This window comes from Streptomyces sp. SID9727 (assembly GCF_010550605.1).
Classification (GTDB): domain Bacteria; phylum Actinomycetota; class Actinomycetes; order Streptomycetales; family Streptomycetaceae; genus Streptomyces.
In genome coordinates, this window is the sequence record NZ_JAAGNI010000094.1 from 1 (window position 1) to 15,818 (window position 15,818).

The following is a 15,818-nucleotide window of genomic DNA, read 5'->3' on the forward strand; positions in this document are numbered from 1 at the left end:
TGGCGGCGACCGGGTCGGGCGGGGCGACGAGCGCGCCGAGCGCGACGGCGGCGGCGAGCGGCAGCCCCGGCACGATCGCGTCGGCGACCGCCGCGACGGCCGCGGTCGTGAGGAAGACCAGGGCGACGGCCAGCAGGAAGATGGGCCGCTTGTTCGCGGCGAACTGCCGCCAGGAGGTGCGCTGCACCGAGGCGTAGAGCAGCGGCGGCAGCAGCGCGGGGAGGATGATCTCCGGCGGGATGTCCACGTTCGGCACGAAGCTGAGGAAGGCCAGGACGACGCCGAAGAGCGTCATCAGCACCGGCGCCGGCAGCTTCAGCCGGTCCCCCAGCGGAACCGTGACCACGGCCCCGAGCAGCAGCAGGAGCAGCAGTGACATCTGGTCCACGGGGTGCCTTCCGAAGCGCTCCGGCCGGGCCCGGTCCACGCCCGGCCGATTCCCCTCACCCTGCCATGCGCCCCCCGGCCGCCGAGGTCAGGGGGCGCGGCGGGGCGTCAGATCGTCCGGCGCATCGCGCGGTGCGCGATTCCCGCGTCCATGAACTCGGGGCCGTACGGCTCGTAGCCGAGGCGCTCGTAGAAGCGCAGGGCGTGCGTCTGGGCGTGCAGGTCGACGGCGGCGAGGCCGTGGTCGCGGGCGGCGTCCTCGATGGCCCGCACGAGCGCGGCGCCGACGCCGAGGCCGCGGGCCTCCTTGCTCACCGCGAGCCGGCCGAGCGAGCCGACCGCGGGGTCCGCGCCGGTGTGCGCCGAGGCGGCGGGGCCGTGCAGCAGCCGGCCGGTCCCGAGCGCGGTGCCGTCCGCGGCGACGGCTATGACGTGCAGCGCGTCCGCGTCGTAGGCGTCGTACTCGATCTCCTCGGGCACGTTCTGCTCACCGACGAAGACCTCCTTGCGCAGCTGGAAGCACGCGGCGCGGTCCCGCTCGTCGGTGACGGTCCGGGTGGTGTACCCGAGGGGCCCGGCCATCACTGGCTCTCCGCCGCGATGCGGTCCAGCGCCTGCTGGAGGTCGTCCGGGTAGGTGCTGGTGAACTCGACCCAGCTCCCGTCGGCGGGGTGCTCGAAGCCCAGCTTCACCGCGTGCAGCCACTGCCGGGTCAGGCCGAGGCGCTTGGCCATGGTGGGGTCGGCGCCGTAGGTGAGGTCGCCGACGCAGGGGTGGCGGTGGGCGGACATGTGCACCCGGATCTGGTGGGTGCGCCCGGTCTCCAGCTTGATGTCGAGGAGGCTGGCGGCCCGGTACGCCTCGATGAGGTCGTAGTGGGTCACCGAGGGCTTGCCGTCGGCGACGACCGCCCACTTGTAGTCGTGGTTCGGGTGGCGTCCGATGGGGGCGTCGATGGTGCCGCTCATCGGGTCCGGGTGGCCCTGGACCAGCGCGTTGTACTTCTTCTCCACGACCCGGTCGCGGAACTGGGCCTTGAGCAGGGTGTAGGCGCGCTCGGACTTGGCGACGACCATCAGCCCGGAGGTGCCGACGTCGAGCCGGTGCACGATGCCCTGGCGCTCGGCGGCGCCGGACGTCGAGATCCGGTACCCGGCCGCGGCGAGGCCGCCGATGACGGTGGTGCCGGTCCAGCCGGGGCTGGGGTGGGCGGCGACGCCGACGGGCTTGACGATCACCACGATGTCGTCGTCGTCGTGGACGATCTCCATGCCCTCGACGGGCTCGGCGACGATCTGCACGGGTGCGGCCGCCTGCGGCATCTCCACTTCGAGCCAGGCACCGCCGTGCACCCGCTCGGACTTCCCGACCACCGAGCCGTCCACCTGCACCTTGCCGGCGGCGGCCAGGTCGGCGGCCTTGGTGCGGGAGAAGCCGAACATCCGGGAGATGGCGGCGTCGACGCGCTCGCCCTCCAGGCCATCGGGGACGGGCAGGGTGCGGACCTCGGGTTGCGTACTCACCAGTCGAGTATGCCTTGCCCCCGCCGGTCCCCGTTCCCCCCGTCCTCAGTCCTTGTGCACGGTGCCGTCGGGGTCCAGGCCCTTGAAGGAGAGGAGCACGATCAGGATGCCGCCGCAGACGATCGCGGAGTCGGCCAGGTTGAAGACGGCGAAGTGGGCGGGGGCGATGAAGTCCACCACCGCGCCCTCGAAGACGCCCGGCGCGCGGAAGATGCGGTCGGTGAGGTTCCCGAGCGCCCCGCCGAGGAGCAGTCCGAGCGCGATGGCCCACGGCAGGCTGTACAGCTTGCGCGCCAGCCGCGCGATCACCACGATGACGGTCGCCGCGATGATCGTGAAGATGATCGTGAACGCCTCGCCGAAGCCGAACGCGGCGCCCGAGTTGCGCAGGGCGTCCAGCTTGAGCCAGTCGCCGATGAGCTCGATCGGCTCCTGGTGCTCCAGCTTCGCCACGACGAGCATCTTGCTGCCGAGGTCGAGCAGGTACGCCACGACGGCGACGCAGAACAGCAGGATGACCCGGCGCCGGCGGGTGGCCGGGGAACGGTCGACGGCCGCGTCCGCGTCCGTGGCGGTGGCCCCGGTGTCCTGGACCTCCGGCGCGCCCGGCTCCGGGGAAGCGGCCGGGCCGTCCGGCCCGGTCTCTCCGCTGCCCTCAGCTCCGGTGATGTCCGGCGTACCGATGATGCGCTCCGCCTCTGCCACGTGAGTCCCTCAACCTAGTTCCCGACTGAGGACGAGGGTACGGCACGCCCGTGCGAATCAGCCGCGTCGTTCCTGCTTCTGCTTGTCCTCGACGCACAGCGTGGCCCGGGGGAACGCCTGCATCCGCGCCTTGCCGATCGGCTTGCCGCAGACCTCGCACAGCCCGTACGTGCCGGCCTCCAGCCGGGCCAGGGCGCGCTCGGTCTGGTCCAGCATCTCCTGGGCGTTGGCGGCGAGCTGCATCTCGTGCTCGCGGGTGATGTTCTTGGTGCCGGTGTCGGCCTCGTCGTCGCCCGCTCCGTCACCGGAGTCCCGCATCAGCCCGGCCAGCGCGAGGCCGGACGCCTCCAGCTCGTTGCGGAGGCGGGTGATCTCGCCGGTCAGCCCGTCCCGCGCGGCGTCGACCTCCTCCGGGGTCCACGGGTCCTCGCCCGGCCGTACGGCCAGGTCCCCCGGCGCCGTGGCGACCCGGGCGGGCGGCACGGGTGCCGCGTCCTCGCCCGCGGTCCGGGTACTGGCCGCGCTCTTCTTGGCTACCACCGTGTGGGCTCCCGTCTGATCGGCGGCCTCGGCCGCCCCCGTGGTCGCCGGGGCCGCGGTGGCCCCGGTCTTCTTCGGCGTGGTCTTCTTCGACGCGGTCTTCCGGGCCGCCGCCTTCTTGGCGGAGGTCTTCTCGCCGGGCGCCTTCTTCTCCACCATGGCCGCGGCCCCTTCACACACTGTGATCTTGCTCGCGAGTCGTGCTGGGACGATAAGTCGACCCCCGGCCCGCGGCAACGGGGCACGCCGCCTCATCGCCCCTCCCCGCGTCCGGATCACTGTGCGCCTGCATCCGTTGTGCCCAGCTCCCCGGCGGGTAATCCGGCTTTCCGCCGCGCGCCGGGCCGCGCTCCGGCCGGGTGCGCCCCGTATGGCCATTCGGGTCACGCCCGGGCCCCGCGTAAACCGGTCGGACGCCGTGGCCCGCGGCCCGTACACTGGCCCCAGCGAGAGGCGTGGATGGGACGAGTAGCGTCGTACGCAGCCAGCAGCGACCCGGGGACGGTGGGAGCCCGGGGGCGAGCGCGTCGTGAAGATCACCCCGGAGCCGTCGGAAGAACGCCCCGAGGGGCCAGTAGAACCGGCATCGCACCCCAATGAGGGGGCCCGGGGCGCACGCCCGGGGCCAAGGAGGGTGGTACCGCGGGAACCGGCTCGGTTCTCGTCCCTCCGACGGAAGTGGAAGACGTCCGCCGGAGGAAGCCCGCACATGACATCGCCGCAGTACCGCCAGGTACCCGCCCAGGTCGACCTGCCCGCCCTCGAACACGCCGTGCTCGACTTCTGGCGTGAGAACAAGGTCTTCACCAAGAGCCTCGACCAGTCCGAGGGCCGCCCCGAGTGGGTGTTCTACGAGGGTCCGCCGACCGCCAACGGCATGCCCGGCGCCCACCACATCGAGGCCCGCGTCTTCAAGGACGTCTTCCCCCGCTTCCGGACCATGCAGGGCTACCACGTGGGCCGCAAGGCCGGCTGGGACTGCCACGGCCTGCCGGTCGAGCTGGCGGTCGAGAAGGAGCTGGGCTTCAACGGCAAGAAGGACATCGAGGCGTACGGCATCGCCGAGTTCAACGCCAAGTGCCGCGAGTCCGTGACCCGGCACACCGACGCCTTCGCCGAGCTGACGACCCGCATGGGCTACTGGGTCGACCTGGACGACGCGTACCGCACCATGGACCCCGAGTACGTGGAGTCCGTGTGGTGGTCGCTGAAGGAGATCTTCAACAAGGGCCTGCTGGTCCAGGACCACCGCGTCGCCCCCTGGTGCCCGCGCTGCGGCACCGGCCTGTCCGACCACGAGCTGGCGCAGGGCTACGAGACGGTCGTCGACCCCTCGGTCTTCGTCCGCTTCCCGCTCACCTCGGGCCCGCTGGCCGGCGAGGCGGCGCTCCTGGTCTGGACGACGACCCCGTGGACCCTGGTCTCCAACACCGCCGTCGCCGCGCACCCGGACGTCACCTACGTCGTCGCGACGAACGGCGAGGAGAAGCTCGTCGTCGCCCAGCCGCTGGTCGAGAAGGCGCTCGGCGAGGGCTGGGAGCTCACCGGCCGGTCGTTCACCGGCCGCGAGATGGAGCGCTGGACGTACGAGCGCCCGTTCGCCCTGATCGACTTCCCCGCCGAGGCGCACTACGTCGTCAACGCGGAGTACGTGACGACCGAGGACGGTACGGGTCTGGTCCACCAGTCCCCCGCCTTCGGCGCCGACGACCTCCTGGTCTGCAAGGCGTACGGGCTGCCGGTGGTCAACCCGGTCCGCCCCGACGGCACCTTCGAGGAGGACCTGCCGCTGGTCGGCGGGGTCTTCTTCAAGAAGGCCGACGAGGCGCTGACCGAGGACCTGAAGGACCGCGGCCTGCTCTTCCGCCACGTCCCGTACGAGCACAGCTACCCGCACTGCTGGCGCTGCCACACCGCGCTGCTCTACTACGCGCAGCCGTCCTGGTACATCCGCACCACGGCGGTCAAGGAGCGGCTGCTGCAGGAGAACGAGAAGACCAACTGGTTCCCGGACTCCGTCAAGCACGGCCGCTTCGGCGACTGGCTGACCAACAACGTCGACTGGGCGCTGTCCCGCAACCGCTACTGGGGCACCCCGCTGCCGATCTGGCGCTGCGAGGAGGGCCACCTCACCTGTGTCGGCTCCCGCGCCGAGCTGGGCGAGCTCTCCGGCACGGACCTCTCGGACCTGGACCCGCACCGCCCCTTCATCGACGACGTCACCTTCGCCTGTACCCACGAGGGCTGCGGCCTGGAGGCGCGCCGCGTCCCGGAGGTCATCGACGCCTGGTACGACTCGGGCTCGATGCCGTTCGCGCAGTGGGGCTACCCGTACAAGAACAAGGAGGTCTTCGAGAGCCGCTACCCGGCGCAGTTCATCTCGGAGGCCATCGACCAGACGCGCGGCTGGTTCTACACGCTGATGGCGGTCGGCACGCTCGTCTTCGACAAGTCCAGCTACGAGAACGTGGTGTGCCTGGGCCACATCCTCGCCGAGGACGGCCGGAAGATGTCCAAGCACCTGGGCAACATCCTCCAGCCGATCCCGCTCATGGACCAGCACGGCGCGGACGCGGTGCGCTGGTTCATGGCGGCGGGCGGCTCCCCGTGGGCGGCCCGGCGCGTGGGCCACGGCACGATCCAGGAGGTCGTCCGCAAGACGCTCCTCACGTACTGGAACACCGTGGCCTTCCAGGCCCTGTACGCCCGTACGTCGGACTGGGCGCCCTCGGCCGCGGACCCGGCGCCCGCCGACCGCACGGTCCTGGACCGCTGGCTGCTCGGCGAGCTGAACACGCTGGTGGACCAGGTCACGCAGGCGCTGGAGGGCTACGACACGCAGCGCGCCGGCAAGCTGCTCTCCGCGTTCGTGGACGACCTGTCCAACTGGTACGTGCGCCGCTCCCGGCGCCGCTTCTGGCAGGGCGACAAGGCGGCGCTGCGCACGCTGCACGAAGTGGTGGAGACCGTCACGCGGCTGATGGCCCCGCTGACCCCGTTCATCACCGAGCGGGTCTGGCAGGACCTGATCGTGCCGGTCACCCCGGACGCGCCGGAGTCGGTCCACCTGTCGTCCTGGCCGAAGGCGGACCCGGCGACGATCGACCCCGCGCTCTCTGCGCAGATGGCGCTGGTGCGGCGGCTGGTCGAGCTGGGCCGGGCCACGCGCGCGGAGTCGGGCGTCAAGACCCGCCAGCCCTTGTCCCGGGCACTGGTCGCGGCCTCGGGCTTCGAGGCCCTGTCCGCGGAGCTGCGCGCCCAGATCACGGAGGAGCTGAACGTCTCCTCGCTCGCCTCGCTCTCCGAGGTGGGCGGCTCGCTGGTCGACACCACGGCCAAGGCGAACTTCCGGGCGCTCGGCAAGCGCTTCGGCAAGGGCGTCCAGGCGGTGGCCAAGGCGGTCGCGAACGCGGACGCGGCGGCGCTGTCGCTGGCCCTGCGCGAGGGCACGGCGTCGGTGGAGGTGGACGGCGAGACGGTCACCCTGGCACCGGACGAGGTGATCATCACGGAGACCCCGCGCGAGGGCTGGTCGGTCGCCTCCGACTCGGGCGCGACGGTGGCCCTGGACCTGGAAATCACGCCGGAGCTGCGGCGGGCGGGCCTGGCCCGTGACGCGATCCGCCTGATCCAGGAGGCCCGCAAGAACAGCGGCCTGGACGTGGCCGACCGCATCGCCGTCCGCTGGACCTCCACGTCCCCGGCCACGGCGGAGGCCCTGACCGAGCACGCGACGCTGATCGCGGACGAGGTGCTGGCGCTGGACTACGCGGAGGGCGAGGCGGACGGCGCGTACGGCGCCCCGTTCGAGGACGAGGGTCTGAACCTGGTCTTCCGCCTCCGCAAGGCGTAGCCGTCACCCGAGGGGCCCGGCCGGAGACCGTTCCGGCCGGGCCCTTTGCTGTTCCCCTACCGCCCCCTCCCGAAGCCGGGGGGGCTTGCTCTGGCCGCGCCGCAACCTTCAGCCTGGCCGACGTTTCGGGCGCGGCGTCTGGGGCCCCGCGCCGCAACCTTCAGCCTCGCCGGCGCTTGAGGCGCGGGGTCTGGGGCGGAGCCCCGGTTTCGGGAAGGGGCGGGGTGGGGAACAGGCTCCGCGCAGCGGATCGGGTACGCAAAAGGGCCGGGCCCCGGGAAACCCCGGGGCCCGGCCCTCAGCCTGCCGACGGCTACGCGCTCAACGAGCGCGTCCCGCTCAGTTGTCGTCCTCGTCGATCAGGAACCCACGCATCGGCGACGGCGCCTGCTGCATCGGCTGCGGCGCCTGCGGCCGCACCGGCGCCATCGGCTGCGTCATCGCCGGCGACATCTGCTGCTGACCGCCGTACGACGGGCCACCGCCCATGGACGGGTTTCCGCCGCCCATCGGCTGACCGCCGTGGTTGCCGCCCATGTGCCCCATGGCACCCGCACCGGCCGGAGCCAGCGAAGGCGACGGCGGCAGCGACGCGGCGGCCGGGGTGCGCGGCGGAGCCAGCGAGTCGTCGGCCTGGGTCTCCAGCTGACGCAGCTGGCTCTCCAGGTAGGACTTCAGACGCGTCCGGTACTCACGCTCGAAGCCCCGCAGGTCCTCGACCTTGCGCTCCAGCGTCGCGCGGGCCGACTCCAGCGAGCCCATCGCCACGCGGTGCTTCTCCTGCGCGTCCCGCTCCAGCGCGTCCGCCTTGGCGCGGGCGTCCCGCTCCAGGCCCTCGGCGCGGCTGCGCGCCTCGCCGACGATCTTGTTGGCCTCGGAACGGGCCTCCGCGATCGCCTGGTCGGCGGTCTGCTGGGCCAGGGACAGGACACGGGCGGCGCTGTCGCCACCGGGACCCTGCTGCTGCATCTGCGGCGGGGGCTGCATCTGCTGCATCTGCTGCTGCGGGTTGTGACCGCCCATGGGGCCGCCCATCGGGCCGCCCATGGGACCACCCTGCATCGGGCCGGGGCCGTGCGGGCCCTGCGGACCGGGGCCGTGCGGACCCTGGGGGCCGTGGCCGCTGGGACCGGCGGGCAGCTGCGGAGCACCACCGGGCAGCTGGGGGGGACCCATCTGCGGGGGCTGCTGCTGGACCGGCGGGCCCGATATGGCGGCGGGCACCGGGGCACCCGGCCGCTCCTGCTGCTCCGGCGGCTTGCGCATGCCCTGCTGCTGGTTCTGCGCGGCGGCACGCGTGGCGGCGGCCAGCTTGGCGCGCAGGTCCTCGTTCTCACGGAGCAGGCGGGTCAGCTCCGACTCGACCTCGTCGAGGAAGGCATCGACCTCGTCCTCGTCGTAGCCCTCTCGGAGGCGGACTGTCGTGAACTGCTTGTTCCGCACATCCTCGGGAGTCAGCGGCATCTCTTCTTCACCTCTACGTAGTCGTCGGCAGTCGGCAAGACCGTATCGCTCACAGCCTGATCACGATGCTGATCAGGATGGAAACGATGATCATCAGAACGAAGAAGGACAGGTCGAGTGCCACGCCCCCGAGACGCAGCGGCGGGATGAGCCGCCGCAGGAGCTTGAGCGGTGGATCGGTGACCGTGTACGTCGTCTCGAGGACGACCACCATCGGCTTGCCCGGCTGCCATGAACGTGCGAACTGGAAGACGTAGTCCATGACAAGCCGGAAGATCAGCACGATGAGGAAACACATCAACGCGATGTAGACAACACTTTGTGCGACGCCCATCTCTCGCGCTTCCCTCTCCCCTGGCTCTCGTAGCACCGGCCTCTCGGCCGGGTTGTTCCCGGTGTCGTGTTCTCAGCTCTGGTTGAAGAATCCGCCCTCTGCGATGCGGGCCTTGTCCTCCGCCGTGACATCGACGTTAGCAGGCGACAACAGGAACACCTTCTGTGTCACTCGCTCAATGCTGCCATGGAGACCGAAGACGAGTCCCGCGGCAAAGTCGACAAGTCGCTTTGCGTCCGTATCGTCCATCTCCGTGAGATTCATGATCACCGGAGTGCCCTCACGGAAGTGTTCCCCGATGGTACGGGCCTCGTTGTACGTCCTGGGGTGCAGCGTCGTGATCCGGTAGGGCTCGCGCTCGGACACGACCTTGGGCATGATCACCGGTGCGTTCTTCTCCATGTTCGGACGTTCAGGTGTGATGGATGCCACGGGTGCGATCCGGGCGGGTCGCTCACGCTCCGCCGGGATCTGGACCGGCTCCCGCTGCGCCGGCGGCTGGACCGCGCGTACCGGTTCGTCGCGCTCCCGGTCCCGCTCCACCTGATGCGCGGGCTGGTGCCGGCGCCGGTCGCGCTCGGGCTCCGGCTCGGGTTCGAATTCGTCGTCGGGGTCGAACCCCGGGCCGTCGTACCCATCGTCCTCCACGAGGCCGAGGTAGACCGCCATCTTGCGCATCGCGCCGGCCATGCTCTGAGTCCTCCGCTCTGTGGTGGATCGGCATCTGTCACCAAGTGCCCGCGATCCACTCCGGCCTCCCCGCCCTGGGCGGTAATGACCATATTTTCTGCTGTGGTCCGACTTGCTTGGCGACGTTACCCGAGCCCGGCACGGACTCCGAGTACCGCAGTACCGACGCGCACATGTGTCGCTCCTGCCGCGATCGCGTCCTCGAGGTCCGCACTCATCCCCGCAGAGACCATGTTCGCAGCCGGATGGTTCCCGCGCAGCCGGGATGAGAATTCCATCAGCCGGTCGAACGCGGCCCGTTGCCGCCCGGCGAAGGGGCCGGCGAGCGGCGCGACGGTCATCAGCCCGTCCAGCCGGAGCCCGGGCGCGGCGGCGACCGCGTCCGCCAACTCCTCGATCCCGTCCGGGGCGACACCCCCGCGGGCCCCGCGCTCGCCTCTCTCCGCGTCAAGTGCCACCTGGATGAGGCAGCCGAGTTCGCGCTCGCGGCGCTCGGCCGCCGCCGAAAGGGCGGTCACCAGCTTCGTACGGTCGACCGACTGCACGACATCTGCATAACCGGCCACCGAACGGACCTTGTTGGTCTGCAACTGACCGACAAAGTGCCAGGAGAGGGACAGATCCGCACACTCGGCGGCCTTGGGAGCGGCGTCCTGGTCGCGGTTCTCCGCGACCTGACGCACACCGAGTCCGTGCAGAATCCGCACATCGCTCGCGGGGTAGGTCTTGGTGACCACGAGCAGGGTCACCTCCTCCCGCGCGCGCCCGGCCGCGAGGCAGGCCGAGGCGATCCGCTCCTCCACCCGCGCCAGATTCGCGGCGAGTTGTTCCTTGCGTTCCGTCATGTCCTATCAGTCCAGCCAGACATATCCGGCGAGCCGCCCGGTGGTGCGGTCGCGTCGGTACGAGAAGTGGTCGCTCGATTCCAGGGTGCAGAAGGGCGAAGCGTGCCGGTCGGTGACGCCGAGCTCCGCCAGCTGGGCGTGCACCCCGCCCGTGACGTCCACCGCCGGGGTGCCCCAGCTGGTCTCGGACCAGGAGCCGGGCACGCTCGCGGCGACCTCGTCCCGCATCGCGGCCGGCACCTCGTAGCACCGACCGCAGACGGCCGGCCCGGTCCGCGCGGTGATCCGGGAGACCTCCGCGCCCAGCCGGACCATGGCCCCGACCGCGGCCGGAACGACCCCGGCGACCAGCCCCGGCCGCCCGGCGTGCGCCGCCGCGACGACGCCTGCCTCCGGGTCGGCGAGCAGGACGGGCGTGCAGTCGGCGGTCAGCACGGCGAGCGCGAGCCCGCGGCGCGCGGTGACCACCGCGTCGACGGCGGGGATCTCCGCCGCCTCGCCCCAGGGTCCGTCGACCACGGCCACATCCCGGCCGTGGACCTGGTTCATCCAGACGACCCTCGCCGGGTCGAGCCCCCGGTCGCGCGCGGCCCGCTCGCGGTTGGCGAGAACGGCGGCGGGGTCGTCGCCGACCGCGCCGCCGAGATTGAGCTCCGCGTACGGGGCGGCGCTCACTCCGCCCCACCTGTCGGTGAAGGAGAAGTGAGCGCCGCCCCGCGAGAAGACCGAGTCCGTCGGGCTCACAGTGTCATGCGGGCCTATCACTTCAAGAAGTCCGGTACGTCCAGCTCTTCGGCCTGGGAGTCCGAGTAGGGACGGGCCGGCGGGACGTGCGGCGGCGAGACGACCGGCGGAAGGTGGGTCTCACCCGACACCGGAACCGGCTCGGCCTGCACCGGCTCCTCGCGCGGCGGCACCGAACCGAGCCCGCCGGACTGGCGCACCGGCTCGGGCGCGGACCGGACCGGCGTCGGGGCCGGCTCCTCGCGCTTGGCGCTGTTCGCGCCGAGGACGTTCTCGCGCCGGGCCGGCGGCTGCCCGCCGTCGAAGCCCGCCGCGATCACGGTGACCCGCACCTCGTCGCCGAGGGCGTCGTCGATGACCGCGCCGAAGATGATGTTCGCCTCCGGGTGGGCCGCCTCGCTCACCAGCTGGGCGGCCTCGTTGATCTCGAAGAGACCGAGGTCGCTGCCGCCGGAGATGGAGAGCAGGACACCGCGGGCGCCGTCGATGGACGCCTCCAGGAGCGGCGAGGAGATCGCCATCTCCGCGGCGGCCACCGCGCGGTCGTCGCCGCGGGCGGAGCCGATGCCCATGAGCGCGGAACCGGCCTCGGACATGACCGACTTGACGTCGGCGAAGTCGAGGTTGATCAGGCCCGGGGTGGTGATGAGGTCGGTGATGCCCTGGACACCCGAGAGCAGGACCTGGTCGGCCGACTTGAAGGCGTCGAGCACGCTGACCTGGCGGTCCGAGATGGACAGCAGCCGGTCGTTGGGGATGACGATGAGCGTGTCGACCTCTTCGCGGAGCTCGGCGATGCCGTCCTCCGCCTGATTGGCGCGGCGCCGGCCCTCGAAGGTGAACGGGCGGGTGACCACACCGATCGTCAGGGCGCCGAGCGAACGCGCGATGTTGGCGACGACGGGTGCGCCACCGGTGCCGGTGCCGCCGCCTTCGCCTGCGGTGACGAAGACCATGTCGGCCCCCTTGAGGACCTCCTCGATCTCCTCACGGTGGTCCTCTGCCGCCTTACGACCGACGGCCGGGTTCGCCCCGGCGCCGAGGCCGCGGGTGAGTTCACGGCCGACGTCGAGCTTGACGTCGGCGTCGCTCATCAACAGGGCTTGCGCATCCGTGTTGATCGCGATGAACTCGACGCCCTTGAGACCGACCTCGATCATTCGGTTGATGGCATTGACACCACCGCCGCCGACACCGATGACCTTGATGACTGCGAGGTAGTTCTGCGGTGCTGCCACGTCGAAGGCCTCTCGCCTCGAGTTACGTGTCGTCGCTTCGCGGTGATCCCGCCGCGACGACGGATGCCGATTGGGACGGTCCGAACGCCGACCCAAACCCTAACGTTCAAGTTTAGGGTTACCAGTGTGTCTGCTGCATGGACTCTTCCGAACAGGACACTAAGTCGACAAGTGGCGCACGTTCAACGAACACGCCGAACCTCCCGTTTTTCTTTTCACCCTATGTGATCACCCGTAGCGCTGACCAACCAGGGTGCTGGCCAGGCCAAATACGCGTCAACCACCCGACACCGCAGGAGCGGTGGGGGCACTCACGTCGAAGTGTCCCGCTTTGGGTGCGGCCTTCATGAGAGCGGTGAGGACTTTCGCCTTCACCGCCCCCGCTCCACCACTTCCCCACATCACCGTGCGATCCCCACTGAGTTCCAGGGAGATGGCGTCGTACGAATCGACCCGGACGACCCGGGTGTCTTCCGCGACGCCGTCCGGGAGGTCTCCCGCGACCCGGACCGCTTCCCGCACCAGCCGGTCGGTGCCGAAGCGGCGCAGGCTCGCGGAACGGCCCGTCGCCACCTCCAGCAGGGGCACCCGCCCGGGCGACTTGTCCACCGTCGCGAACCGCACGCCTTCGTCGTCCACTTCGATGAACTTCGCGCCCTTTTTCACCAGAAGGACCGGCTTTCGTTCGGTCACCTTAAGTCCGATGCCGTGCGGCCATGACCGAACGACATCCACCTCGTCGACACGAGGCAACTTCTGGCGCAACCTCTTTTCGATGGCGTCGGTGTCCACGGAGACGAGCGGGGCGCCCATCGGCACCGCCGCGGCGCGCTCCACCTCGACGGGCGTCAGCACCCGCACGCCGGTGATCCTGACCTGTTCGACCCGCAGCCAGGAGGAGCCGTACAGCGCCCAGACGACGCCGGAGCCGAGCAGCAGCGCGGCTCCGGCGATCAGGAGCAGCAGCCGGCGGGAGACGCGGCGCCCCCCGGGGCGTGGGCGCGGCGGCCGGTCCGCGGCGCTCTCCCGCTTCCCTGCACCGCGCTGGGCGGTCGTCGGTCCGGCCACGCTCGCTCCTTATGCCGGGTCCGGGAGCCACCGCCCCCGGACCCGTCCGCCTCACGCGTTACGGCGTGCGGCAATCGCCTCGTACACCATGCCGACCAGCAGATCGTCGGCGTCCCGGCGGCCGAACTCGGCGGCAGCCCGGGACATCTCATACAACCGGTGCGGATCGGACAGCACCGGGAGGACGTTGCCCTGCACCCACTCGGGGGTGAGCGCGGCGTCGTCCACCAGCAGTCCGCCACCGGCGTTGACCACCGGCTGGGCGTTGAGCCGCTGTTCGCCGTTGCCGATGGGCAACGGGACGTAGGCGGCGGGCAGTCCGACGGCGGAGAGTTCGGCGACGGTCATCGCACCCGCGCGGCAGAGCATCATGTCGGCCGCGGCGTACGCGAGATCCATCCGGTCCACGTACGGTACCGGGATATAGGGGGGCATCCCGGGCATGTTGTCCACGCGCGGCAGTTCGTTCTTCGGTCCGACCACATGCAGGATCTGGATGCCCGAGCGCTGGAGCAGCGGGGCGACGCGCTGCACCACCTCGTTGAGGTGGCGGGCGCCCTGCGAGCCGCCGGAGACCAGCAGCGTCGGCAGGTTGGGGTCGAGACCGAACGCCGCGCGCGCCTCGGGCCGGACGCGGGCCCGGTCGAGGGTGGCGATGGTGCGGCGGAGCGGGATGCCGATGTAGCGGGCGCCGCGCAGCTTGCTGTCGGGCGTGGAGACGGCGACGCCGTGCGCGTACCGCGAGCCGATCTTGTTGGCCAGGCCGGGGCGGGCGTTGGCCTCGTGGACCACGATCGGGACACCGGCGCGCTTGGCGGCGAGATAGCCCGGCAGGGCCACGTACCCGCCGAAGCCCACCACGCAGTCGGCCCGGGTGCGTTCCAGGATCTGCTCCGCGGCCTTGATGGTGCCGCGCAGCCGGCCCGGGACGGTGATGAGTTCGGGAGTGGGCTTGCGCGGCAGCGGTACGGCCGGGATCAGCGCCAGTTCGTACCCCCGCTCGGGTACGAGTCTGGTCTCGAGTCCGCGCTCCGTGCCGAGAGCGGTGATCCCCACGCTCGGGTCCTGCCTGCGCAGGGCGTCCGCGAGGGCAAGCGCGGGCTCGATGTGGCCGGCGGTCCCCCCGCCGGCGAGTACGACATGCACCGAATTTCACCGCTCTCCGGACGGACGCCTCTTGACGCGCCGTCTCATCGTCTTCCATCTCACCCCGGGCCTCCGCACGGCCAGGGCCGCCTTCGCGGCGGGCTCGTCCCGCGCGAACGCGATCAGCAGCCCGACGGCGAACATGGTCGGCAGCAGGGCCGACCCCCCGTACGAGAACAGCGGGAGCGGGACACCGGCGATCGGCAGCAGACCGAGCACCGCACCGATGTTGATCACGGCCTGCGCCGTGATCCAGGTGGTCACACCTCCCGCCGCGTACCTCACGAAGGGGTCCTCCGTGCGTCCGGCCGCGCGGATACCCGCATAGCCTAGAGCCGCGAAGAGGGCGAGCACCGACAGCGTCCCCGCCAGCCCCAGTTCCTCCCCGGTGATGGCGAAGATGAAATCGGTGTGCGGTTCGGGAAGTTGGCCCCATTTTTCCACACTCGCGCCGAGGCCGGAACCGAACCATCCGCCCGACGCCAGAGCATAGATGCCGTGCACGGCCTGCCAGCAGGAGCCACCGGGCCCGGGTTCGCTGGCCCCCATGCAGTCCAGCCTGGACATGCGGTTGGGGCTGGTCTTGATCAGCAGGAATCCGATGAGCCCGGCGGTCGCGAGCACGCCGGCGAACAGCCGGGTGGGCGCCCCGGCCAGCCAGAGCAGCCCGAACAGGATGGCCGTGAGAATGATCGCAGTACCCATGTCGCCGCCGAGCATGATGAGCCCGAGCAGCATGAAGGCGACGGGCACCAGCGGCACCAGCATGTGCTTCCACTGGGTCAGCAGCCGCTTGTCCTGTTTGCGGGCGAGCAGGTCGGCCCCCCACAGCACGAGCGCCAGCTTGCCGAACTCGCTGGGCTGGAGCTGGAAGGGCCCGCCCAGGTAGAGCCAGTTGCGGTTGCCGTTGACCGACATCCCTATCCCCGGCACCTGGACCAGGACCATCAGGAAGACGGCGCCCATGAGCAGCGGGTAGGACAGCGCGCGGTGCAGCTTCACCGGCATCCGGGCGGCGGCGGCCATCAGCCCGGCCCCGATCACGGCGGCCAGGAACTGCTTGCGGAAGAAGTAGGTGCCCGGCTTGCCGAGTTCCAGTGCCTTGATCATGGAGGCGGAGTAGACCATCACCAGACCGAGCACGGTGATCAGCAGCCCGGCGCCCAGGATCACGTAGTACGCCGTCAGCGGCCGGTCCCAGGCCCGTCGCGCCCGCTCGTACAGCCGGCGCGCCCCGCCGCCGCGCGGGCTGCGGGGGCTGCCGGTGCTCCGGGCCCGCAC

Annotated in this window: 15 protein-coding genes; 1 reads left to right on the forward strand and 14 read right to left on the reverse strand. The window is 71.1% G+C overall.

Features of this window, described 5'->3' with window-relative positions:
* The 5 genes from G3I41_RS05725 to G3I41_RS05745 form a co-directional block, all read right to left on the reverse strand.
* Nucleotides 1-388: cation:proton antiporter (locus tag G3I41_RS05725; RefSeq protein WP_343242063.1), on the reverse strand; the 388-nt coding region annotated here is incomplete at its 3' end.
* Nucleotides 389-495: 107 nt separating this feature from the next.
* Complete coding sequence (locus G3I41_RS05730; protein ID WP_164399215.1) at nt 496-969, reverse strand: GNAT family N-acetyltransferase; 474 nt, start codon at nt 967-969, stop codon at nt 496-498.
* A complete protein-coding gene (locus G3I41_RS05735; RefSeq protein ID WP_164399216.1) occupies nt 969-1,910 on the reverse strand; it encodes an RluA family pseudouridine synthase in 942 nt (313 codons plus the stop codon). Before G3I41_RS05735 ends, G3I41_RS05730 begins: the two co-directional genes overlap by 1 nt.
* A gap of 45 nt (nt 1,911-1,955) precedes the next feature.
* On the reverse strand, nt 1,956-2,615 hold the full coding sequence (gene lspA / locus G3I41_RS05740; protein ID WP_164399217.1) for a signal peptidase II: 660 nt from the start codon (nt 2,613-2,615) through the stop codon (nt 1,956-1,958).
* Between the two features lie 57 nt (nt 2,616-2,672).
* Nucleotides 2,673-3,314, reverse strand: coding sequence for a TraR/DksA C4-type zinc finger protein (locus G3I41_RS05745; RefSeq protein WP_164399218.1), 642 nt, complete (start codon nt 3,312-3,314; stop codon nt 2,673-2,675).
* A 550-nt stretch (nt 3,315-3,864) separates the two neighbouring features.
* Here G3I41_RS05745 and ileS point away from each other — a divergent pair.
* Entirely contained in the window at nt 3,865-7,008 is a 3,144-nt protein-coding gene (gene ileS, locus G3I41_RS05750; protein WP_164399219.1) for an isoleucine--tRNA ligase, read from the forward strand.
* Between the two features lie 339 nt (nt 7,009-7,347).
* On the opposite strand, the gene G3I41_RS05755 is transcribed toward ileS, so the two are convergent.
* The 9 genes from G3I41_RS05755 to ftsW all read right to left on the reverse strand — a co-directional run bounded on the left by G3I41_RS05755 (nt 7,348) and on the right by ftsW (nt 15,818).
* Nucleotides 7,348-8,472 carry a DivIVA domain-containing protein gene (locus tag G3I41_RS05755; RefSeq protein ID WP_164399220.1) on the reverse strand — a complete coding sequence of 375 codons (1,125 nt, stop codon included), beginning with the start codon at nt 8,470-8,472 and terminating at the stop codon, nt 7,348-7,350.
* 49 nt (nt 8,473-8,521) lie between these two features.
* Nucleotides 8,522-8,806: a YggT family protein gene (locus tag G3I41_RS05760; RefSeq protein WP_164399221.1), complete on the reverse strand. Its 285-nt coding sequence runs from the start codon at nt 8,804-8,806 to the stop codon at nt 8,522-8,524.
* A 72-nt stretch (nt 8,807-8,878) separates the two neighbouring features.
* Entirely contained in the window at nt 8,879-9,496 is a 618-nt protein-coding gene (gene sepF, locus G3I41_RS05765) for a cell division protein SepF (protein ID WP_018104459.1), read from the reverse strand.
* A gap of 125 nt (nt 9,497-9,621) precedes the next feature.
* Nucleotides 9,622-10,341 carry a YggS family pyridoxal phosphate-dependent enzyme gene (locus tag G3I41_RS05770; protein ID WP_164399222.1) on the reverse strand — a complete coding sequence of 240 codons (720 nt, stop codon included), beginning with the start codon at nt 10,339-10,341 and terminating at the stop codon, nt 9,622-9,624.
* 6 nt (nt 10,342-10,347) lie between these two features.
* Nucleotides 10,348-11,085 (reverse strand): peptidoglycan editing factor PgeF, encoded by a 738-nt coding sequence (gene pgeF, locus G3I41_RS05775; protein WP_164399223.1) that lies wholly within the window; start codon nt 11,083-11,085, stop codon nt 10,348-10,350.
* A 17-nt stretch (nt 11,086-11,102) separates the two neighbouring features.
* Nucleotides 11,103-12,323: a cell division protein FtsZ gene (gene ftsZ / locus G3I41_RS05780; protein WP_164399224.1), complete on the reverse strand. Its 1,221-nt coding sequence runs from the start codon at nt 12,321-12,323 to the stop codon at nt 11,103-11,105.
* A 276-nt stretch (nt 12,324-12,599) separates the two neighbouring features.
* Nucleotides 12,600-13,391, reverse strand: a complete 792-nt coding sequence (locus G3I41_RS05785; protein WP_164399225.1) for an FtsQ-type POTRA domain-containing protein — start codon at nt 13,389-13,391, stop codon at nt 12,600-12,602.
* A gap of 51 nt (nt 13,392-13,442) precedes the next feature.
* Nucleotides 13,443-14,537 carry an undecaprenyldiphospho-muramoylpentapeptide beta-N-acetylglucosaminyltransferase gene (gene murG, locus G3I41_RS05790; RefSeq protein ID WP_018104454.1) on the reverse strand — a complete coding sequence of 365 codons (1,095 nt, stop codon included), beginning with the start codon at nt 14,535-14,537 and terminating at the stop codon, nt 13,443-13,445.
* Nucleotides 14,538-14,543: 6 nt separating this feature from the next.
* Complete coding sequence (ftsW, locus tag G3I41_RS05795; protein ID WP_164399226.1) at nt 14,544-15,818, reverse strand: putative lipid II flippase FtsW; 1,275 nt, start codon at nt 15,816-15,818, stop codon at nt 14,544-14,546.